Genomic DNA, 21941 nt, shown 5'->3' with positions numbered 1-21941 from the left:
ACAGTCGCATGATCGACAGGCCGCCGGCGTCCACTCCGGAGGTGGCAGCCCGGATGAGTCGGGCGCGCCGACGGGATACGGCCCCGGAGGTCGCCGTCCGCCGCGAGGCCTACCGCAGGGGCCTGCGGTACCGCGTCGACGCGAGCCTGCCTGGTCTTCCTCGTCGGCGGGCCGACATGGTCTTCGTGCGCCGGAGGATCGCCGTGTTCATCGACGGCTGTTTCTGGCACTCCTGCCCTGTACATGCCACTACGCCGACGGCCAACCGGGAGTGGTGGGTCGCCAAGCTGCAGCGCAATGAGGAACGTGACCGGCACACCGACGACCACCTAAGGGGGCTCGGGTGGACCGTGTTGCGCTTCTGGGAGCACGAGGACCCTTCTGCCGCCGTGGACGTCATCGAGCGCGTGGTGCGGCCGCCCTGACGCCCGGTTCAGACGCGCGCGTGCCGCGGTCCGTCGATCGGTGCCTGGAGGCGCAAGCGCTCGGCCGACTCGATCGCGGCATCTCGCACCTGGTGTCGTAGCTCGTCGTCGTCCAGTGCCTCGAACTCCACGACGGCTCCCCACCGGGACAGTCGCTTGAGCACGTCGATGAGGACCTCGCGCTCCGGGACTCGCCCGTGGTCCACGGATGGCCAGATCTCCGCAATGGTGCGAACGAGCGCTCTGCTGCCGCCGATGGATCGCCGGCGGGCGAAGATCTGGTCGAAGGCGGCCTCACCGAACGTGTCCAGCAAGCGGTACCTCCCGTACTCCTCCTGGGGCAGGGCCAGAAGGTGCGCTCGCCACCACAGTCGTCCCCAGACGTGGCGCGTGATGTCCGTCCCGAGGACGCGATCCCCCGGAGGCCGTGGGTAGCGCCAATACGAGACGTCAGGCAGGAGGACGAGGGCCAAGAAAGCCCAGATCGGTCGCACGGCTGCCTCGCCGGCCACGAGGCCGCATCTCTCGTGGAGCAGTCGGGCGACCTCCAGGTCGAACGAGACCCTGTCCTGCCGCCGCCCCTCGTCGGGGAAGCCGGCACGCCGGGCGATCTCAAGCACGTCATCGCGCAGCCGCTGCAGCTCGTCCGGTGTGATGCGTCGACCACCCGTTGCTGCGAAGACGGCCGCGGGGTGCCGGAGACCGTGCCGGGCGCTCAGCTCGCTGATCGACGATTGCAGGTGTCCTTGGTGGAGTCGCTTGGCGGTGTCTCCCAGCAGTCGGGGATAGAGGACGCTCATGGGGCCACCAACAGCTGTGAGGTCTCCTGGATTCGGCTGCTGAAGAGGGCAGGCGCCGTCTGCCGCTCGCGCCGCAGCGCTTCCATCGAGAAGGCCGGGAACGCGTTCCGGACGACGGTGAGGAGCAGCGCGCCCAGTGAGCCCACGGGATAGTCGCTCTCCTCCGTCAGATCTTCGCTCGTGAGGGCCCGTTCGATGAGGACCCGCAGCAGGTCGGTACGAAGTGTCGACAGCACCCGCATGTCGGCCTCCGTGGGAGACGACGCTGCCTCGACCGCACCCATCACGACGGCGTGACGCTCGTTCACGACCAGAAGGATCGAGCCGAGGGCAGCGGCCTCGAGGTCCTCCTCGATGTGGAGGTACCAGCCGGCGCCAGTGGGATACGGGAGGTCGTGGAAGTCGGCGGTCGCAATGGGGAAGAGGGTGTTCTCTCCCTCAAGGAGCACGCGCTGCCGGTCCGACCAGAGCACGCTCCCGGGGCGGGTCGCCGCCGCCCGCGAGGCTCCCGGAGCCGACCGCCGGAGCGTGACGCTGGTGACCAGCTCGAGCGTTCCTCCGAGGTCATCACTCGGTAGCTCGAAATCGATGGTGACCCCAGCGCCGTCATCGGTGGGAAGTCCTGAGCGCCAGGCCCGGCCGCGCAAGGCGGAACTGGTGGCCAACCACTGGACGCTGAGGTCGACGGCCGCATCCTCCGGAAGACCGCTGAGGCGGCGGAGACGCAGACCGTCGACCGTCAGCGGGCGGTGCAGGACGAGCGTGGTGCTGTAGTCCCAGTCGGTGAGCGTGTCGGGAAGGGGCTCCCCTCCATCAGGCGTGAGACGGGACCAGGGGCCGACGACGACGACGTCGCCCGGTGGGCGAAGGAACGGAAAGACGCGGGTCATCTTGCGCTCGCAGGACTGGGGTCGGTCCAGGGCGTCGCGACGAGGCCGACCTCGGTCGCGGTGTCTGGCACGGGAGTCACCACGAGGCCGACCTCCGTCGGGCCGACGACCGTGCAGGTGGCGGTCCTGACGGCGCCATCGGTGGTATGCCACTGCCAGACGCGCGGCCGCTCCGCGCCGGCAGGGGGATCGTCCTCGCGGCCCTCCCATGTGGCGACGGCCAGACGAGCCTCCAACAGAAGGGGGCCGACGGCATCGATCCCGTACCGAGCGACGACCACGAGTGCGCCGTCCATCTCCTCGAGGTGCGGCTCGACCAGTGTCGTCACCTTGGTCCGGCTCGAAGGGGCCGGCCGTCGACCGGCGCCTGTGACGGAGGAACCGGGCTCTGAGGTTGCGACGCCGGGCGCGCCCGGGGATCGACGTGCGGCTCGAGGGGAGGGGCTCTCCGCCACGTCGGTGAATGCCGCCGCTACGAGTCCACCTAGGTAGTTGCTCGCAGCTCCCAGGGCCGTGCGTGATCTGGTGGCGACGGCGGCGTGCACCGGCGCCCGGAAGACGGCGAGTTGCTCCCGGAGCCGGGCAAAAGTGACCCTGACGAACGTCCGGGCCGGACCCGTCAACTGCTCGTATACCCAGTTGTCGTGCGTGGGGGGCTCGGACGCGGCATACACCTCGTCCAGTTCGTCGTCGGCACGGAAGACGCCCGCGTAGACGCTGTGCACCGAGCTGGTGCTCGGGCCCTCGTAGTACCGGACGACGAGTTCGGGGGAACGCATCAGACAGACGTGGTGCGGATCCCCTTCGACCCCGGCGAACCCGGCGGCCAAAGAGGCGGCACCCGGGGACATGGGGACGACGACCGCGCGCTCGAGCGCGAAGCGGCCGAGACGCTTCTTCGGGTTGCCGCTCTCCAGGGTCGTTGCGCTTTCGGCGTGGAGGCGGCGGTACGCCGAGACGAACATGCGCAGCGGGTACACCCGGGACGGGTCCGGGACCGGGTGTAACAGCCCTGCGGACACGACCTCCGGGACAAGGCGTTGGGAGCCTCGCTCGGGGAGCATGATCGGCCAGAGCTGCCAGGCGATGGTGTCCGCCAGGTGGCGTGCGGCCTGGTCCATGTCATCGAACTCGTCGAGGTCGGGGTCGATGACGACGAGGCTCGTCCCGGATTCCCCTGGGCCGAACGAAGTGAGCCCGAGCGCCCGGGCGACGTCGTCCGCGTCCTCGCCGAGAAGGGGTTCCACATGGTCGTCACGGACATCGCCCCACCAGTGCCGACCGGTGAAGGGCCTGCTCTCGGCGTCCACACGACCTCGGTTGTCGAAGGAGCTGCCGAGGGCGATGCCGATGAGACGGGAGGAGAGTGCTCCATGCTCGTCCGCCGTCCGTGTGTAGACGAGAATGGTGCCCACGCGGGACAGGCGGTACAGGACTGCCTTGCCGTAGCCGTACGTGCCGCCGCCCTGGGCGGTGTCCCTCTTCTCGCCGACGTTGAGCACGAAGGAGATCCAGTCGCGCCGCCCTTCCGCGAGTTGGTCGGCACGGGTGGGGCCACCGAGACCCTTCGTGCCCCGGTCGACCACCGAGAGCAGGCGCAGGTTCGGCGTCCGTACTGCACGTCCGACCCCGAGGTGCTCCTGCACGCCTGCCGGGGGCGTGAGAAGTCGCTCCCAGGTGGGGCGGTGCGTGGGCGCGACCGTGGTCAGCTCCAAGCGATACACGGTCTCCACGTCCGGCAGTCGAGCGTCCCAGGAGTTCTGGGCCGTCTCGCGCACGAAGACCGTGAGGGGATCGACCGGCGGCCGGCCCAGCTGGTTGCGGATGCCCTCGGAGGCGATTGCACCGGTCGGCGGGAACGGCTGGGACCACCAGTGTGGCGTGATCACGGTGCGCCCACGAGGAAGTCAGCGGGGTCGATATTTACCCGCTTGGCCTGAGCTGCCGGAACGTCCAGGTCGAGGGTGTAGTCGACGGCCCCGAGGCCCCCGAGCGTCGCATCGCCGGTCAGCCCTGACGAGGTGATGCGAGGAAAACCTGGGCCCACCTCGTACACGTGCTCCTCCAGCACATCGAACCTGGTTCTGTCGTAGATCACGCGGTCCACCTCGCGGTATCCCACCTTGTGGAGCAGCAGCCGGAACGCGGCGCCGTCGTCGGTGAGCCCGAGGATCTCCGTCACCAACTCTGGTACGGACGCGCCCTGATCGGTTCTGACGCGGAGCCAGCGCAGCAGCAGGCGGCCCGGTGGCTGGGCATCGAGCTGGTCGGCGCCGTGGATCCGGACGGATCGCCCCTCGGGAGCTGTCGTCGTCTTCGCCTCCACGGCACGGAGACCGTGGTGGAAGTCCTGCGCAGAGCCGTTGGGACCGGTCCAGAAGGCCACGGCCCCGGGGTCTCGGCGAAGCGCGGAGCGGAGGAGATGCAGTTCCCCGAACAGGCCGGCCAGCGCCGAGACGCTGAGGGGGCGCGCATTGCCTGCGAGGAGCGCGCGCCACTCCTTGAGCACCGCACGGAGCGCAGCGACAGCCCGGTCAGGGGTGGCGGCTATCCGTTCGACCACCTCCACGCAGAGCGCCTTGAAAAGCTCGGAAAGGCTGTCGTCGACCAGCTCGAGCGAGGCGTACGACTGGAAGCTGTTCTCATCCTCGAGTGCCCGTCGTCGAAGGACGACGGCATCGCCGTCCACGATGTCCTTCAGCGTGTGCCTGGCCGCGAGAGGCACGAGCAGGTGTCGGTGTCCCCGGGCGTCGATTCCTGCCAGGACCGGCCCCTGCGGCGTCTCCACTCCGACGGATGCGCTCCTGAAGGCAGTGACGACGGGACGATCCGCCGCGGCGTTCCAGAGCAGATCGAGATCGCGTGGCAGGACGGTCACGCGGCCTCGTCGTCGTAGTCGAGGACGGAGATGTCCTCCTCCTCCACGCGCACACCGGACAGGTCCGCGCTGTAGTACTCGACCTCGGAGTCCGAGCTACCTGGACGGGGAGTGGGGAAGAGGAGGGCCACGCCGATGACGACGTCGTCGGTCGGCGCATCGAGCGGCCGGCGACCGCCCTTCCCGGTGTCGGACTCGGGCTCGATCGGGTAGACGAGCAGGAGCCCCTCGTCCGGTCGCTGGGCCCGCCGGAGCTCGAGGACCTGCTGGCGGGAGCCCAGATCCTTCCCGTCCGTATCGAGGTCGATGGTCTCGTCCCTGCGGCTGGACAGCGTCTTGATGTCCGCGACGGGGTTGAGCGTGGTGTCGGAGTCCTGCCCCAGCCGAGCGCGCTTGACCATCCGGATCTCGATCCCGTGCCCGAGGTCGCACCGGTCAGTCGTCGAGTTCGGCTGGGAGTTCCCGACGACGGCCACGCTCCAGCGCTGCAGCGCGCCCTGTCGAGCCCGCTTGCCGATGTAGTCGGTCAGGCGCCGGCGGTCGCCGTCCTCCGACCGCTCGTGGAAGGTATAGCGCTCGAGGAAGGCAAGGACGTCCTCGTGCGGCACCTGTGTGAAGAGCGCAGTCTCCGGACGCGTCGTCTCATCGGTCCCGTGCTGCCGGGCGGCGCCGACGAGGTCTCGGGCAGCTGCGGCGTTCTCGGCAAGTACGTCTCGGCCGTTCGCGCTCACGTCGAAGAACCGGGACTCGACCAGGGTCCCGCCGTAGGCCGCGTGTGCAAGCACGGCGGACTTCATCCTCGCCCTTGACGTGATGCTCATCTTGGGGTGAGAGCGGAGTCGTACGGCGAACGTCAGCGGCGTCTCGGCGGGGTTGTGCATGTACCGGTCGATGTCGCGACGCATGTCGGCCTCGACGGTCGCGAGGTGGCTGAACCACATCCGCAGCTCGTCGGTCATCCAGATCCTCGGAAGGTCGGCGTACCTGTTGCGGTAGCCGAACCAACGGCCCATCTGCAGGAGGGTGTCGTAGGCGGACACGGCCCGGACGAAGAGACTCGAGACCAGTCCCTCCAGGGTCAGGCCTCGGGACAGTGTGTTCCCGCCGACGGCGATTGCGGTGACCGGCCCGGATTCGTAGTTGAGCCTGTCACTGCTCCGGTAGTTGTCGATCACCACACGGGTCTGGCGCACGACTTCGGGAAGGTGTTCCAGCACGGTCGGGAAGTCGACCTTTTCCTCCCCGAAGTCGGCGGCGGGGACGAGAGTCGTTTCTCGTTCCCAGGTCTCCCGGAGCTGCTCGACGGTCCGGCCGTCGGCAGCCCCCAATCGGTCGAGCATGGATGTGCGGAGACGGAGGAGAGGTTCCTTGAAGGCCTCGTGCACGAGGGTCTCAGTCGTCGTGTGGACCAGCATCGTCGAGTGCGGGTTGCCCCCACCCCGGGCGCGGCGGGCCGCTGTCGCGAGCCAGAACCATTCGACGGCCGCCTGTAGGGAATGCGTCAGAGCAGGCTGGAAGTCGGCGGCCTCCTTCTTGCTCCGAGGCTTCAGGTCGTCGACCTCGTCGTCGGGGACGAGCCTGACCATGTCGTAGCCGCCGGGAAGGTCCGCCGGGTCCTCGCCGTCGAGGAGGTCGCGGCCGAAGAGGACCTCCGTCCCGTGGTAGCCGTTCGGCCGGGGCAGGTTGACGATGAAGTCGCGAGGGTAGAAATCCTCATCGGCTGCTGGGTCGATGAGGAGATTCGCGAACGGGGTCGCCGTGTACCCGACGTACCCGACCTTGGGGAACTTGTCCAGCACGTCGTAGAGCAGCGGGTTGATCTTCGCGGTGGCAACCGTCGACTGATCGGCCTCATCGTCGATGATTAGTGTGGGGCAGTTCTCGAGGTACTCGCCGGCCTTGCCGAGCCAGGTTCGGAGCTTCCGAAGCACGGCTGCGTTCTTCTTCACGACGAGCAGTACGCACTGATCCGTGGCGGCGAAGAAGGCCTTGGGATTCGGCTGCGGAACGAAGTCGTGTGTGTCGCTGGTGACCTGGTGCCACTGGCCGGGGTTGGCGTCGACCAGGTCCTTCACGAGCCGGACCTGGGTCTGCCGCCGCAGTGTGTTGTGGATGCCCGAGAGCACGATGAAGAGCTTGTAGCCCTTGTCGGCCGCCTTCGCCATGACAGCAGTGAAGTTCGTCGTCTTACCCGACTGGACGTAGCCGACGACGAGCCCGCGTGTGCGGAACTCGTTCTGTTTCGGGTGATCGAGGAGTGAAACGATCTTCGTCGAGGACTGGTCGATGGAGGCGATGTTGTCGTCGCCGAAGTCCTTGTGCCGCATTGATGCGACCAGCGCTGGCCAGTTCCGGTCGTTCTCCATGTCGGGGCCCGTGTACCAGGTTTGGCGGCCGTCGAGGAACACGGAGGTGGGCTCGTCGAGGTTCCGGATGCGGAGGCTCTCCGCCTCGTGACGCTCGCGGACCGCGCGGATGATCGATTCGTCAGCGCCGAACAGCTGGAGGTTCTTGACGGCATCGTGCGGCGTCATTGACTGCGTGAACTGTTGGAAGACCTTGTAGAGCTGGTCGACCTGCTCCGTGGTGCTGGTTCTCACCTAGCCCCCTCCCCATTGGTGTCCTGTCGAGGTTAGGCACTCGGGTCGGAGCGCCGGCGTCGCGAGCGTCAGTCAGGAGCCGCGGGAGGCTGGAGTGTTCGAGGGTTCGCCTGTGACGTCGAGGCCCGCCGCCTCTGGGCCGTAGCGCGGTGAGTCGCTGGCCGCCTCTGTCACCGCCGCCGGCTAACGTGAGGTGGTGCGGGGGGATGGCTACACACTGCTGGATCTGTTCGCCGGCTGCGGAGGGCTGACCCGAGGCTTCCTGGACCAGGGGACCTTCACGAGCGTCGGGGCTGTGGAGTTCGACCGGGCGGCAGCCGCCACCTACGCCGCGAACTTCGACGCAACGGCACAGCACACGTACGCCGGCGACATCGCTGGCTACACCGACGTTCCTCAGAGCGACGTCGTGATCGGTGGGCCGCCCTGCCAGGGCTTCTCTGCGCTGGGCAGGCGCGACCCGGCGGATGCTCGCAATCAGCTGTGGCGGGAGTTCGTGAGGGTCGTCCGCGAGTCCGGCGCGCGCATGTTCGTGTTCGAGAACGTCGATCGGTTCGCCAAGACCCCGGAGTTCCAGTTGCTCCGCGAATCGGCCAGCGAGGTCGGTGAGCTCGCCGGCTTCGACACGCAGGTTTTCCGACTCAATGCGGCGGACTTCGGCACGCCACAGAGGCGCGTTCGCACCATCGTGGTGGGATCGCGCATCGGTCCAGTCAGCCGTCCGAGGCAAACGCACGCCAAGACGCCGGTGGGGAGCCTGCGACCGTGGATTGGCCTGAGGGAAGCGTTCCTCGGGGGGGCGGTCCTTTTGGAGCCTGGCGTCCGGAAGACATGGCTGCCGGAGAGCAGTCTCGTATTTCAGGGACACGAGGTCCCGGGGAGCTTCAAACTTGGGGACCTGCACGTCACGCGGAAGTACGACCTGACGTCCGAGACCCGGTATGCCCACATCCGGCCTGGCAAGGGGCGCTTCGACTTGCCGGAGGAACTCCAATATCCCTGCTGGAAGCGGCACACGAGGGGTGCAAGCGACGTCCTCGGCCGGCTGACTTGGGACGAGCCCGCGGTGACGATCCGCACCGAGTTCTTCCGCCCCGAGAAGGGTCGCTTCCTGCATCCACAGTGGGAGAACGGGGGAGAACAGGTCAACCGAGCCCTCACACATGCGGAGGCCGCGGTTGTCCAGGGATTCGACGACCGTCACGTTTGGTGCGGCAGCAAGGCGGAGATCGCGCGACAGATCGGCAACGCCGTCCCTCCGCCGCTTGCACGAGCCATCGCTGATGTGGTGGCTCAACGACTCACCTTGAGCTGAAGAACGGGACTTCGGTCGGCCCGTACGTCCGAGTCGCCCGCGAATCACGGCATCGAAATATCCGCAGCGGTGCTGTTGGCGAAAGCGCGGACTTCGCAAGCTTGGTTGACCCAGCGACGAGCCTCTTCTCGAGCTCAATCGGCACGCTACTTTGTGCAGTTGCTGTCGACTCCTGACACCCTCGCCCAGGGCGTGATCGCACGCGTGGTGACCCCGGCTCACACGAGCCATCCACACCACCTGTCACTTCTTGCGCTTGCTCCCGTCGACTCGCTGACCTCCTCTGAGCGATGTTTTGGGCGCAAATCCAGGTTAACGTGCGGATGTGAGGAAGAGCGCAGTCGGGAGTGTCGCCGGTCGTGGTGCGGCCATGGCCAGGCTAGCTGTGTCAAGGACGACTGGGTGCTGAGGTGGGGATGTCTGTGAATGGCAAGCTGTGGCAGCCCGATCCGGAGCTGGTGCAGGCGGTGCAGAACCAGTTCGCGGCTCAGATCGCTGCATGCGAGCAACAGCCGCGGCTGATTGACGAGCAGGCCAATCACGAGGAGTCGATCAGGACCGGCGGTTACGCTCACCGAACCCTGCTCGAGCTGGTGCAGAACGCGGCCGACGCTCTTGCAGGCGCTGCTGACCTCGCTGATGAGGCTCGGGTCGAAATTGTCCTCGACGCGCGTAACTCGACGTTGTACTGCGCGAACTCAGGGCGGCCCTTCTCGAAGTCGGGCATCACCGCCGTCACGATGGCCTACCTCAGTGGTAAACGGGGTGATGAGATCGGCAGGTTCGGCCTTGGCTTCAAGTCCGTCCTCGCCGTCACCGACGCCCCTCAGGTCTTCAGTCGCTCGGTCTCCTTCGAGTTCAACTCAGCGGAGGCCAAGGCTGCCCTGCGTCGCATCGCCCCGGCGGCTCGCCGTCTGCCCGTACTGCGGACGGCGACTCTCATCGATGCTGTCGCAGAGTTCGATCGCGACCCGGTGCTCGCTGACCTCGCTACATGGGCGTCGACGGTCGTCAAGCTCCCGCAGGTGACCGACATCCAGCGGCTCCAGAAGGAGATCCAGGAGTTCCGTTCCGAATTCCTGCTCTTCGTCGGTGCAGTGCGAGAGGTGCGACTGCGCGTCCTCGGTGAAGGGGGCTTCACCACGAGCCACGTCTCGAGGGACCTCGGAGCGGGGAACTTCAAGATCGAGCGACCCGACGGCTCGGGCGACGAATGGCTGGTCGAGGGTCGGATGCATTCTCCGTCGGCTGAGGCCCGCAAGCAGGTCGGGGAGGCCGTCTCCCGACAGCAGGTGAAGGTGACCGTCGCGCTGCCGCGAAGCCTCGGCAACCGGACGGTCGGTCAATTCTGGTCGTACTTCCCGCTGCAGGACCAAACGACTGCCTCCGGTCTCTTCAACGCGCCCTGGAGCGTCAACGACGACCGGACGACCATGCTGTCGAACGGCTACAACCAGGAGATTCTCAGGACGCTGTCGGAGATCTTCGTAGACCTGCTGCCGCGGCTGTCCACGCCGGAGGACCCGGCAGGACATCTGGACTACATGCCGGCTCGTGGCCGCGAGCTCCGGGGCTTCGGCGACGAGCACCTCACCCACAACATCCCTCGCCTGGCAGCGGAACGGGCCTTGGTGCCTGACGCCAACGGAACACTGACGCATCCGCGTGACCTGCGCCCCCTCGACTTCGAGATGACCGTGCGCGAGGACGTACACCGGGCCTGGTGCCAGTCGCCGAACACCGGATCGGACGTCCCTCACTTTCGCTGCTACGCCACGCCGACCCGCATCGCCCGTCTGCGCGATCTCGTCACCCTGGCCAACCTGGACGAGAAATTCGACGCCGGTGACCGTGACCTGCGGAAGGCGCTCGAGACGGCGCCCAAGCGCGGACTTCTCAGTTGGCTGAGGGAGTGGGCCCAGGGCAGCGACCCGGTGTCCGCGGCCAACGCGTTCAGGGTCGCGTTCGATCTGCACGGCAAGTTCGAGGCTGACAAGGCCCGTGTCATTCCCACCTCTGACGGCCTGCGCTCGCTCGCTGAGAAGGACGTCGTCTTCCTGGCCAATGAAGATGACCTCGAGGTCGAGGGGGCCGTCTTCGTCGATCCTGGGTTCTTGGCGCAGGCCGGCGTGCGTGCTCAGCTGACTCGTGCAGGCTTCCGCGGGCTCGATGCCCAAGCGATCCTCAACGCGAGGCTCGCCCGACTATCGGACGAGGACGACGACGAGGCGCTCACGAAGATGTGGGACGCGACGCTGGATCTGCCGACCCGTGCGGCTGTCGAGACCCTGCGGGCGCAGGCCGCGAAGGTGCGCGTGCCGACCAGGAACGGCGGCTGGGCGGCACCTTCCCTTGTTTTCGACGTGGAAGGGCTCGTCGGGTCTCAGTTCGACGCACGGATGCTCGACCGCAGCCGTTGCCAGCCCGACGTCGCCAACGAACTGGGGGTCGTGCGCGAGCCCCAGAGCGACTACCGACTCGACGACGAACCGGCGTTCGAGCAGTACCGCGCCTGGGTGCTCGACACGCTGAATCGTCAACTGGGGCCGGGGGAGCGGGCCTTAGAGAACGTCGAGTTCTCGCGGACATCGGGCCCGGGCCCGTTCTCGATGTTGCTCATGCTGGAGCAGGCTGGAGCCGCCGAGGCCCTGCGCGAGAGTTGGACAGTCGGCCTCCTCGCGCTCCGTGATCACCAGTGGATCTGCGAGGATCTCGCGACCAATCGCGACCACGAGGTCCCCTCGCCCGTCCAATGGGCCATCGATCGCGCGGGTCTCGTCCCGACCTCGCGAGGGCGTAAGCCACCAGCAGACGCCGTGGCGCCCTCGATGGTGCGCTACGACGGCCTGCTCCCGCTGTTCAAGGGGTCTTTGGCTCTGGCGGAGCGGCTCGATCTGCCGCGTGACCTCGACGCCGTGCCCGCGCACGTATTCGAGCAAGCAATCGAGGCGGACCTGTTTCCGCCTACCCTTTCCGATGCGGTTCTGGTCGAGTTCGCACTCGCTGCGGCGGAGGTCGCCTTCGCCGGCCGCAAGCCGCCGCGGATCCCGGCCCGCATCAGAAGGACCGTGGAGTCCAGGCCGCCCAACACGGTCTTCGTGGCTGTGTCCGAGGAGCAGGCTGCCTACCTGACGTCGAAGGATCGTCCGCATCTCCAGGCTTCCGAGGAGGACGCCGACCGGCTCGTCGCCGAGGTCGGTTGTCGTCGCTTCGAAGACAGCTTTGCGTTCTCCATGCAGATCGAGGGTCAGCTCGCCCCGGAACCCCTGCTCGACGTGTTCACCGGCCTGCGCAACACCCGCTACGAGGACCGGCTGTTCAACAGCACACTGTCCCGCGCCAGTCGCATAGCGAAGCGGGTGACGACCGAGGAGGGCGTCGAGGACCAATCCCTGCATTGGTTTCTGGACGGCGTCGAGCTCGTGGTCGACCGGCGGATGGACGATAGGAGACTGCTGGAGATTGCGTCGCAGGCATTCGACCTGGGCCTCAACCAGGCCGATATCTCCAGTGTCCTCCAGGCGGGCCTGGACAGGCACCATGCAGAACTGCGCGAGGAAGCGAAGGCCGCGCCGACCGATGCGGACCGCCTGGACGTCTACTTCGGGCCTGACGACCTCCGGGATGCGCTGCCCAAGGGCCTGTGGCAGGCGCTCGAGCTGCAGGGTCTCGTCGACGACAGGACCTCGGTATCGGAGCTTTTCCTGACCGTCTACGGGTCCGACGCCGTAAAGCAGCTCGCGGACCAGTTCCGACAGGAGGGCTTCTCCGACGTCCCGACACAGTGGGCGGGTAGCGCCACGACGATCTCCTGGCTCCGGAAGATGGGTTTCGGCGGCGAGTTTGCCGGACGACGCAACGAGCGGCAGGAGGACGAGTTTGTCGTGCCGGGAGCAGTGCGGCTAAACCCGCTTCACAGGTTCCAGGAGGACATCCGCCGACAGCTGGGCGAGGTCCTCACGAGCCTGGACGCAACCGGTAGGCGGGGCAAGGCGATGGTGGAGTTGCCCACCGGCGCCGGCAAGACGCGTGTGGCCTGCGAGACGGTCTTGCGCCTCTTCATCAGCGGCGAGCTCAGGGGGCCGGTCCTCTGGATCGCTCAGTCACAGGAACTGTGCGAGCAGGCCGTGCAGACCTGGAGTTACATCTGGCGCGGACTCGGTGATGAGCGTCCGCTGACCGTCGGGCGGCTCTGGGACTCGAGGGTGGTCCACGAGCCGGACACCGAATTCAGTGTCATCGTCGCCACGGACGCACAGTTGCTCCAGGTCCTCGAGAACCCTGAGTACGCGTGGCTCCAAAGTCCCGCCGCTGTGATCGTGGACGAGGGGCACCGCGCGGGGGAGTCGCGGATGTACACGCGGCTGTTCGAGTGGCTCGGGGTCGCCGGTCGCCAGTGGGAGCGCCCGTTGGTGGGTCTTTCGGCTACGCCGTTCAAGAGCGGCTCGAGCGGGACCAAATCGCTCGTCGCTCGCTTCGGCAACAAGAGGTTGACTGCCTTCGACGGCAACCCTTACCCACAGCTGGCCAGCCTGGGAATCCTGGCCCGCGTCGAGCATCAGGTGCTCGACGGTGTGCAGGTGACGCTCGAACCGGATGAACTTCGTGAGGCGCGGAGCCAGCGTCGCGTCAGCTCCACGGTGCTCGACCGGATCGGGCAGGACCAGCAGCGTATGGCCGTCCTGGTGGATCACATCATGAGCCAAGACGAGTCCTGGCCCATTTTGGTCTTCACACCCAGCGTGCTCTCGGCTCAGGTGCTGGCAGCGACATTGCGCTATCGGGGGCGGGCGGCAGCGGCCGTCAGCGGGCAGACCGGTCGCCAGGAGCGGCGCGACCACATCGAGAACTTCAAGCAGGGAAAGGTGCGGGTTCTGACCAACTGCGACCTGCTCATCCAGGGCTTCGATGCACCCGGTGTACGGGCTTTGTACATCGCGCGTCCCACATTCAGTCCCAGCGCATACATCCAGATGGCCGGCCGTGGCCTTCGAGGCCCTGAGAACGGCGGCAAGCCCGAGTGCCTCATCGTCGATATGGCGGACAAGTTCGGTGAGGTCGATGACTTGCTCGGATATCGCGAGTACGAGCACGAGTGGCGTGAGGGCGGCGAGTGATCCTCGTCCCGGACCTGGCCACGATCGAGAAGACGGCTACCAGTGATGCTGAACGGCGCCTGGCCCGGCTACTTCGAGACGTGGACGGTGACAACGACGCCGTCGCCTTCCACTCGGTGAAACTTCGTTCCCACGAGTACAAGCAGCAGGCGGAAGCCGACTTCGTCCTCCTGTGGCGGGGTGTGGTCATCGTCGTCGAGGTCAAGGGCGGCGGCGTCCGTAAGCACGAGGGTGTCTGGTATTCGGTGGACAGGCGGGGCGACTGGCACCGGTTACGGAGCTCCCCGATGGACCAGGCCCGCACTGCCGCCTTCGCGTTGCGGGACATCCTCAAGGAGGAGGGTGTCGGGTGGTTCCCGCACGAAGCAGTCGTTGTGACGCCGGACATCGAACGGCCGCAGAACTCGGTCGAGTGGTCCTCCACGCACTGGTGGGCCAAGGACGAGATGACGGTCGCGGGCGTCCGCGCATGCCTCGATGCCGTCGCGGAGGCAGCTCGGAAGCCGTCGCACTCGACCCGGGCCGCAAGGATCTCCGACCTCCGCGTGCGGCTCTTCGGCGAGTTCACTCGCCTGCCGGTGCTCGACGCGCAGCGCGGCGCCGTCCTCGAGGAGCAGAGCCGTGCGACCGAGGGGCAGTGCAAGGTCTTGGCAGCCCTCGCCCGTAGTCCACGGCTGCTTGTTCAGGGAGGCGCGGGCACCGGAAAATCCTTGGTCCTCGCGGAGGCCGCGAAGCAGGAGGCGGATCAGGGTCGCCGGGTACTCGTGACCTTCCGCTCACCCCACTTGAGTCAGTTCTTCGAGACGCACCTGAGTGACCGACGCGTCGACGTCGTCCCGTTCGAGGCGCTGCCGAGCGACAGGCGATGGGACGTGGTCCTGGTGGACGAGGCGCAAGATCTGATGAACGCGCCGGACGTGGACCGCCTCGACACCGTGCTGGAGGGTGGTCGCGCCGGTGGCCGCTGGCGCATGTTCCTCGATCACAACAACCAGGCCCATGTGGATGGCACGTTCGACCGTGACGTCCACGCACTCGTGGGCGCAGAGGCCGTTCCTGTCGACCTCGACACGAACGTACGGAACACGCGCGCCATGGTGCACGTGGTGCAGACCTACCTAGGGGCCGACGTCGGCGACCCGGGCATCGTCCACGGAGAGCGAGTCGTCTGGCACGAAGTGCCCGGCGACACGAACTTCACCGATGCCGAGGCCCTGGCCGAGCAACTCGTCAGCGACGGTGCTCGCCGCGGCAACGTGCTGATCATCCGGGTGGCGTCTGATGAGACACCTACCCGTAGCCCGCGCGGCTTCGCCACAACTTCGCCCCGCTTTGTGAAAGGCCTGGAAGCCGACCACGTGGTGGTCTGCGACCTCCCGGGCAAGTTCGACGACATCGGTACGGCCGGCTTCTACGTGGCCGTGACACGCGCCCGCGTCTCACTTCACCTCGTCTGCTCGCCGGCGGACAAGGAGCGACTCAAGCGCCTGCTGAAGGGACTCAAGTGACGCTCACCCCGGCTCAGCACAAAGTCCTCGAGCACCTGCGAGCCAGCTGGATCGGCCCGGACGGTGGCCCGACGGAGTGCGTGACGAACCTGCCCAACAGGCAGTACGCGGTGGGCATGCTCTTCCCGGCTGATGCGACGGCCGAGGCAGACGCCACCGCTGGTGGCGCAGACCCCGACGTGCTGGCCGATGTCCTCCCGGGCGAGCTGGAGGAGCCAGACGCAGGCGTGCCGCTGGCGGAGGATTGGAGGCCCTCGTCGGTTGCCGTCTCTTTCCTGACGGACACGGCCTCGGTTCAGGTCAGCTTCTCCGGTGGCACCTACGCCTTGCTTGACGACGACGGGCCTCGGCGGTGGCAGCGGCGGCCCTTCGCCTTCGAAAGCCTGACGGTGTCGCGTGCAGCACCCAAGCGCGACGTCATGGCGGGTGACGTGCCCGTGGAAGTAGGTTCCCGCTGGCGGAACTTCGCCGGCGGCAGATATCTGGTGACCGTGCACGCTCGTGTACTGGCGAAGTCGACGGGCGACGATCGCCTCGACATCCCTTCGATGGTGTTCCAGGTGGCCCTTGCGGTCAGGCCGGCAGATGGCGGACGGATCCACGAGTACGACACTCTGCGGGGTCTGGATCTGGACGCCGAGGCGCGTGAGATCCGCCTCCGGTACCGGGCGCGCAAGGTGTTCGCCGTCGGACATGGCATGGCGGCCGACTGGCTGGTGCAGGACGGCGTCTGTTCCGGCGTCTCATTGGATCCCGTGCCCTCCTTCATCGTCCCGGCGGTCGAGACCACCGGATTCCGGGCCGGCACTGCGGAGGCGCAAGCACTGGAACTGGCGCACCTGGCGATGATCGATTGCCGGCCGGAACAGGTACTGCCGAGCCTGGAAGCCTTCGTTGGGGCCTTCGAGATCTGGGTGCGGCAACAGGAGGGTCGCGTCGCGGGCTTCGAGCGATCGGCCGCCACCGCACACGCGATCGTCGAGCGTTGTCGCACGTCTGCTGAGCGCATGCGGGCGGGCGTCGACCTCCTGCGTGAAGAGCCGGAAGTCCGCACAGCCTTCGCACTCGGCATGACTGCCATGCGGCTGCAAATGCGCCAGGCCCCCGTCGCACGCGGAGATCGGCAGAAGCCGGGGACGGAGCCACAATGGCGCCCTTTCCAACTCGGGTTCCTGCTCGTCGCGCTGGCCTCGACGCTCGACGAGCGGCACGTCGATCGCGAGCTCGTCGACCTCATCTGGTTTCCGACGGGTGGCGGAAAGACAGAGGCTTACCTCGCCTTGGCCGCGGTCGAAATCTTCCGCCGTCGCCTGGCGGACGGCGCCAAGGGCGGCGGTACAGCTGTACTGACGAGGTACACCCTTCGGCTCCTCACTGCGCAGCAGTTCCAGCGAGCCTCCTCGCTCGTGTGTGCCATGGAGCTGATGAGACGGCAGGGCCAGCACGGCGACGACCGTGTTCGAGGCATGAGCCCTTTCTCCATCGGGTTGTGGGTCGGTAACGACGTCACCCCCGGGACCAGGAGCGCGGCCAAAGGCGCGCTCGACCGACTGCGCAAGGCGGCACATCCGGAGCAGGCGAACCAGTTCCAGGTCGAGGCGTGCCCGTGGTGCGGAACCGCGCAGGTGCCGCGGCAGAAGTCCCTCGACCCGCGGGCGTACGGCTTCCGACTCGACGGAAAGGACCTGGTGATCCACTGCACCAACGTGCACTGCGAGTTCCACGAGGAGCTGCCGGTCCAAGTCGTCGATGAGGTGCTCTACGAGCAGCCGCCCACCATCCTCCTCGCGACCGTTGACAAGTTCGCGCGTCTGCAGTTCAAACCCGAAGCGGGCCGGCTGCTGGGCATCGGCACGACCTTCAGGCAGCCCTCGCTCGTCATCCAGGACGAGCTCCATCTTCTGTCGGGGCCACTCGGCACGACGGTCGCCGTCTTCGACGCGGTCATACAGGTTCTGCTCGGGCGATCCGGTGGTCGCCCCAAGATCGTCGCCTCCACCGCCACCATCCGCGCAGCCGCCGAACAAGTGCGCGGGCTGTACGGACGACAGGTCGCGCTCTATCCGCCTGCCGGGTTGGACGAGGACCGTACGTTCTTCTCCCGACCGGTAGAGAGTGGCGAGGGACGCCTCTACGTGGGTCTGATGCCGCAGTCAGTCTCACAGGCTTCGGCCGTCGTGGCAGCGGCTACGCCCTTGCTCGAGGTTCCCCAGGTCCTGAAGGTGGCATCGCCGGAAACGCCGCGCGACGCCTATTGGACTGCGGTGATGTACCACAACAGTCTGCGTGAGCTCGGCCGCACGGGGACGCTGGTCGTGGACGACGTGAACGGGAGGCTCGAGCCTCGTTCCGAACGCCTCTCACTGGACCTCCGCCGTGTCCGAGCTGACCGTGTTCTCGAGCTGACCAGTCGTCGTGGACCTGAGGAGCTGCCCAACGACTTGCGGGAACTCGGCCGCAGTGTGGATGAGACGGATCAGGCGGTCGACGTCGTGCTGTCGTCGAACATGCTGTCGGTCGGCATCGACGTGCCTCGACTGGCACTGATGCTCATGGTGGGTCAGCCGAAGACGACAGCCGAGTACATCCAGGCGACGAGCCGTGTCGGTCGGGGCGACACACGCGGTGTGGTCGCAACGCTCTTCAGGTCCAACCGTGCCCGCGACAGGTCGCACTTCGAGACCTTCCGCGGTTATCACGACGCCCTGTACCGCGGGGTGGAACCGACCAGCGTCACTCCATGGTCGCTGGCGTCTCGGGACCGCTCGCTGGCAGGCGCCTTGGTGGCGCTGCTTCGGCAATCCATCACCGAGCTGGCGCCCAATGCTGCTGCTGCTCGATTCGACCTCGAGGATGACCATCTCAAGGCAACAGTGGTGAAGTTGCTGGACGGCCTGCTGCAGCGGGTCGACGCTGCGGATCGGGACGAGTACGAGGAGACCGAGGAGCATGCCTGGCAGCTCATGCGGGACTGGGATCGTCGGGCAGCACAAGCGCGGGAATCCGACGTGGACTTGGTCTACGACCGCCGCCCGGGCGACGACCGGGGTCTGCTGAAGAGGTTCGGCCAGACAGGCGAAGGCTGGCTGGTAGCGGACTCCATGCGTTCGGTGGACCCGAACGTCGCCATCGAGGTGCAGGAGCCTTTCGAGGAGAGGTCCAGTGGAACCGATCAAGCATGACCTGCGCCTGTCGGAGGTGATCGCGCCCTTCGGTGTGGGCGCCATCGTCGATATCCGAGGCGAGTCTCTGATGGCACCGGACACGTCCTGGTGGCACCGCCAGCATGCGCCGGAGATCCACTGCGAGCGGTTGTCCTTGCGTCTGGGCGGCGGTGAGCTGCGGCAGCCGCCGGCCCATGCGGGACGGTCGGGCAAGGACACCAGAGGGCTGACCTACTGGCGCTTTCCGGCTTGGCGCTTTTGCGAGCGCTGCCAGAAGTTGTCGCAACTGACAGGGAAGAGCAAGGGTCGCTGGAGCAACACCTGCGGCTGTGGCGGCGCGCTCGTTCCCATGCGCTACGTGGCCGTCTGCACCAAGGGCAGCCACATCCAGGACATCCCGTGGTTCATGTGGGCGCACCGGGGGGCGGACCGCGGTGTTACCGACGCTGTTCGGCATTGCCGTGCCTTCAAGGAGTTGAGCTTCGTTCGTTCTGCCAAGCAGGGTGAGGGCCTCGCCGCGCTCCGCGTCTCCTGCGCTGCCTGCAAGCGCTCCCGCCCGCTGTCGGAACTCGTCCTGAAGGACGCGCTGTCACGGGACGGCATCCGCTGTACGGGTACGCAGCCCTGGGAAGACTCCGGTCAAGCAGCGCCGTGCGATCACAAGCTGGCGGCGGCGCAACGCGGTGCGACCAGCAATTACATCGCCGAGCGCCTGTCCGCATTGGACATCCCGGAGGAGCGACCGGCATCGCTGGAACTGCTCGACAAGGTCAAGGCGCACGTGTACTTCGAGAAGGTCGTCGCCGACAACGGGGGCCCGCAGTCCGAGATGGTCGCGGGTTGGATTGCCGACGAGCTGGCCACGACGAGGGAGGTCGTCCTCGACCTCGCCGCCGGCGGAGAGCAGGTGTCGAAGGACGCTCCTCTCCTTGAGCTCAAGGACGGGGAGTGGGCGGCCTTCTTGAAGAAGCTGGACGCTGGACGAGACCGGAGCAACGGCGACTTCGTAGTGGATGGGGTCCCCGTTGAGCCTCGTCAAGAGTGGCCGGTCGGCGTCACCGACAACCTGTTGTCGATCGGTCAGGTGCGACGCGTGCGCGAGGTGCGCGCCCTGCGTCGCTTCCAACGGTGGAACACGGATGCCGACTTCATCGGACCCGATCTGGGGATGAATCGCCGGCGCCGACCGGTCTACCCGGCGGTGGAGATGTTCGGGGAAGGAATCTTTCTGCGTTTCGACGAGACGCGGCTGCAGGACTGGGAGCAGCAGGATGCCGTCGTCGCCCGCGCCGACATCCTCCGCCGGCGTCGAGAGGCGTCGCCGTGGGCCCAGCGGCTCGACACGCCCGAGCCGCGCTTCATCGCCCTGCACACCATCGCACATCTGCTGATCCGACGGCTCGCCTTCGCCAGCGGATACTCGTCCGCGTCACTACAGGAGCGGATTTACGCGCAGACGGACCGTCCCGACCGCACGGCCGGCATTCTCATCTACACCGCGGCGGGCGACGCTCAGGGCACTCTCGGCGGCCTCGTGAGGCTCGGTACCCCCGCGGCCTTGATTCCGTTGCTTGCAGCTGCCCTCGCCGATGCTGACGTCTGCTCCAACGACCCCGTCTGCATCGAAAGTGATCGGCAAGGCAGCGGCCAGCTCAACCTGTCCGCCTGCCACGGCTGCACCCTTATCAGCGAAACTTCGTGCGAGACGTCGAACCGCTTGCTCGACCGACAGCTCGTCCTCGGCGGTGGGCATGTCACGGGACTGCTGGAAGCTGTTCTGACGGAACTCCGAGGTGCGTGACCGACGTTGGCTGCGACGACAACGCCGAGCCGGCGTACGTGATTGAGCGCCTTGGGGAGTTCCCGCTGCAGCTTGCGGGCGGGGGTTGGGGCCGCCTGACAACGAGGGCACGGATCCTCAGTGCCTCCGGTCACCTCAGCTGTCATTCGAAGCGCCGAACATGTGGTGCGCATGCCGGCCGCTGAACCACCGTCCCGTCTTCGTGGATCGTCGGTAGATCCCGAGGAACCCCACCGGCTTCACCGTGACGTGCACTCGCCACGAGCGTCCGTCCGTTCGTATCGGCAACTCGGCGCCGAGCCGCGCCAACGTTGCGTACCAACCGCAGTAGGTGTCGAGCACCAGATGGGCGTCCCGCTGCGCCCCTGTGGGGGAGTCGTGTACGAGCCGATCGAGTTGGGGCCTGTGCTCAATGAACCCGCTTCCCAGTAGATGGTCCAGAACGTGTCCGAGATGGTGCGAATCGCCGGCAGCGGGCATGGTGCCCCACTCAGGCCGACGTCTGACTGGCGAACCAATCGGCCTGCTGGAGAGCTTGTCCCCGGTGATCGCATGAATTTGCACGTTGACGTTGTGCGGATAGGTGGAAGCTTCCATCCACGCCGTCAGTGCCAGCGCATCCTCCCCCCACCACCGGTCCAGAACCATCAGCGGTGCGGTGTCGGTCGGCCGCCCGGCGGCCAGCCACCGCTGCACCCCGAGGTCAGGTCTTACCCAACCGAGCACTCCCCACGTGAGCGTCGTCAACGGCGCCCAGTAGGCGATTGGGTCCGCAGCAGAGACATCCGCCGTGTGTCGAGACCACGGGGCGGGGGGAGGTGACCAGGGACCACGGGGATCGTTCAGCGCCCGCACCAGCGTCGGCAGCGCCCATGTCCAGGGGCCACTGTCGCCGATCAGCTCCGACGAGATGGGATCGCGCTCAATAGCATTAGTGCTCATTGCAGCTCCGTTCAAGTCTTGGTCGAGCGGCCGCGCGCAGCTCCTCGACCGTTCGCCGCAAGCCTCGGTGATCGACGCGCGGGGCAGCTGCTCAACCGCCACCGCCGCGACGCTCCCGTAGTACCAGAGCAGCTCCCCACGCGACGCGTTGAACACGGACCAGAGAAATCAGCCCGTACCGCCGTATGTCTGCCGCGATGCACAACCCGTTGCGCGTCTTGTCCGTCGCCGTCACCAGCAGTGCATGGAGCGGCTTGGTCACCAGCTCGGCGACGTACGCCTCTTTCCGCTCCCGCCATGTCCCGCTGCGGTTTGCCGGCCCCATCGACCCCGTCCGAGCAGGCCTGCAAGATGTCAGCTACGCGCCCTCGGACTCCCGTCGGCAGCTTCTCGACGCCGTCCAGGTCCTTGCTGCGCAGACGGGACAGGTGAACACGGGCATGGAGCTCTCCTTCGTTCAGCATGTGTGCGCATCAGTGGTCACAGGCAGCCCACCGCCAC

At 67.0% G+C, this 21941-nt stretch carries 12 protein-coding genes; 6 read left to right on the top strand and 6 right to left on the bottom strand.

The window, feature by feature from the left end; genetic code table 11:
- Window positions 1–8: 8 nt before the first annotated feature.
- Window positions 9–425: a very short patch repair endonuclease gene (locus ACI79R_RS10925; RefSeq protein ID WP_456573639.1), complete on the top strand. Its 417-nt coding sequence runs from the start codon at window positions 9–11 to the stop codon at window positions 423–425.
- 8 nt (window positions 426–433) lie between these two features.
- Here ACI79R_RS10925 and ACI79R_RS10920 read toward each other — a convergent pair whose 3' ends face one another.
- Genes ACI79R_RS10920 through ACI79R_RS10900 form a run of 5 tightly spaced genes read right to left on the bottom strand, consistent with a single transcriptional unit; the run spans window position 434 to window position 7593 of the window.
- Window positions 434–1225, bottom strand: a complete 792-nt coding sequence (locus ACI79R_RS10920) for a DUF6339 family protein (RefSeq protein ID WP_456573638.1) — start codon at window positions 1223–1225, stop codon at window positions 434–436.
- Window positions 1222–2115, bottom strand: a complete 894-nt coding sequence (locus tag ACI79R_RS10915) for a hypothetical protein (RefSeq protein ID WP_456573637.1) — start codon at window positions 2113–2115, stop codon at window positions 1222–1224. Before ACI79R_RS10915 ends, ACI79R_RS10920 begins: the two co-directional genes overlap by 4 nt.
- Window positions 2112–4004 carry a hypothetical protein gene (locus tag ACI79R_RS10910; RefSeq protein ID WP_456573636.1) on the bottom strand — a complete coding sequence of 631 codons (1893 nt, stop codon included), beginning with the start codon at window positions 4002–4004 and terminating at the stop codon, window positions 2112–2114. Before ACI79R_RS10910 ends, ACI79R_RS10915 begins: the two co-directional genes overlap by 4 nt.
- Window positions 4001–4993 (bottom strand): PD-(D/E)XK motif protein, encoded by a 993-nt coding sequence (locus ACI79R_RS10905; RefSeq protein WP_456573635.1) that lies wholly within the window; start codon window positions 4991–4993, stop codon window positions 4001–4003. The genes ACI79R_RS10910 and ACI79R_RS10905 overlap by 4 nt, the downstream gene beginning before the upstream one ends.
- Window positions 4990–7593 (bottom strand): Z1 domain-containing protein, encoded by a 2604-nt coding sequence (locus ACI79R_RS10900; protein WP_456573634.1) that lies wholly within the window; start codon window positions 7591–7593, stop codon window positions 4990–4992. The genes ACI79R_RS10905 and ACI79R_RS10900 overlap by 4 nt, the downstream gene beginning before the upstream one ends.
- Before the next feature lie 193 nt (window positions 7594–7786).
- Here ACI79R_RS10900 and ACI79R_RS10895 point away from each other — a divergent pair, with 193 nt between their 5' ends.
- From ACI79R_RS10895 to drmB, 5 genes are all read left to right on the top strand, one after another.
- Entirely contained in the window at window positions 7787–8908 is a 1122-nt protein-coding gene (locus ACI79R_RS10895; RefSeq protein WP_456573633.1) for a DNA cytosine methyltransferase, read from the top strand.
- Between the two features lie 416 nt (window positions 8909–9324).
- On the top strand, window positions 9325–14025 hold the full coding sequence (locus ACI79R_RS10890; protein WP_456573743.1) for a sacsin N-terminal ATP-binding-like domain-containing protein: 4701 nt from the start codon (window positions 9325–9327) through the stop codon (window positions 14023–14025).
- The gene (locus ACI79R_RS10885) at window positions 14022–15533 is read left to right on the top strand and encodes an NERD domain-containing protein (protein ID WP_456573632.1); all 1512 of its coding nucleotides are present in this window, start codon (window positions 14022–14024) and stop codon (window positions 15531–15533) included. The genes ACI79R_RS10890 and ACI79R_RS10885 overlap by 4 nt, the downstream gene beginning before the upstream one ends.
- A complete protein-coding gene (locus tag ACI79R_RS10880) occupies window positions 15530–18715 on the top strand; it encodes a helicase-related protein (protein WP_456573631.1) in 3186 nt (1061 codons plus the stop codon). The genes ACI79R_RS10885 and ACI79R_RS10880 overlap by 4 nt, the downstream gene beginning before the upstream one ends.
- A complete protein-coding gene (gene drmB / locus ACI79R_RS10875) occupies window positions 18696–20498 on the top strand; it encodes a DrmB family protein (protein WP_456573630.1) in 1803 nt (600 codons plus the stop codon). Before ACI79R_RS10880 ends, drmB begins: the two co-directional genes overlap by 20 nt.
- A gap of 135 nt (window positions 20499–20633) precedes the next feature.
- On the opposite strand, the gene ACI79R_RS10870 is transcribed toward drmB, so the two are convergent.
- The gene (locus ACI79R_RS10870) at window positions 20634–21596 is read right to left on the bottom strand and encodes a hypothetical protein (RefSeq protein WP_456573629.1); all 963 of its coding nucleotides are present in this window, start codon (window positions 21594–21596) and stop codon (window positions 20634–20636) included.
- Between the last annotated feature and the right edge of the window lie 345 nt (window positions 21597–21941).

It is taken from the genome of Blastococcus sp. SYSU D00820, from assembly GCF_054050695.1.
Note: the sequence above shows the minus strand (reverse complement) of the source record. Positions and strands in the feature narration are given on the sequence as shown.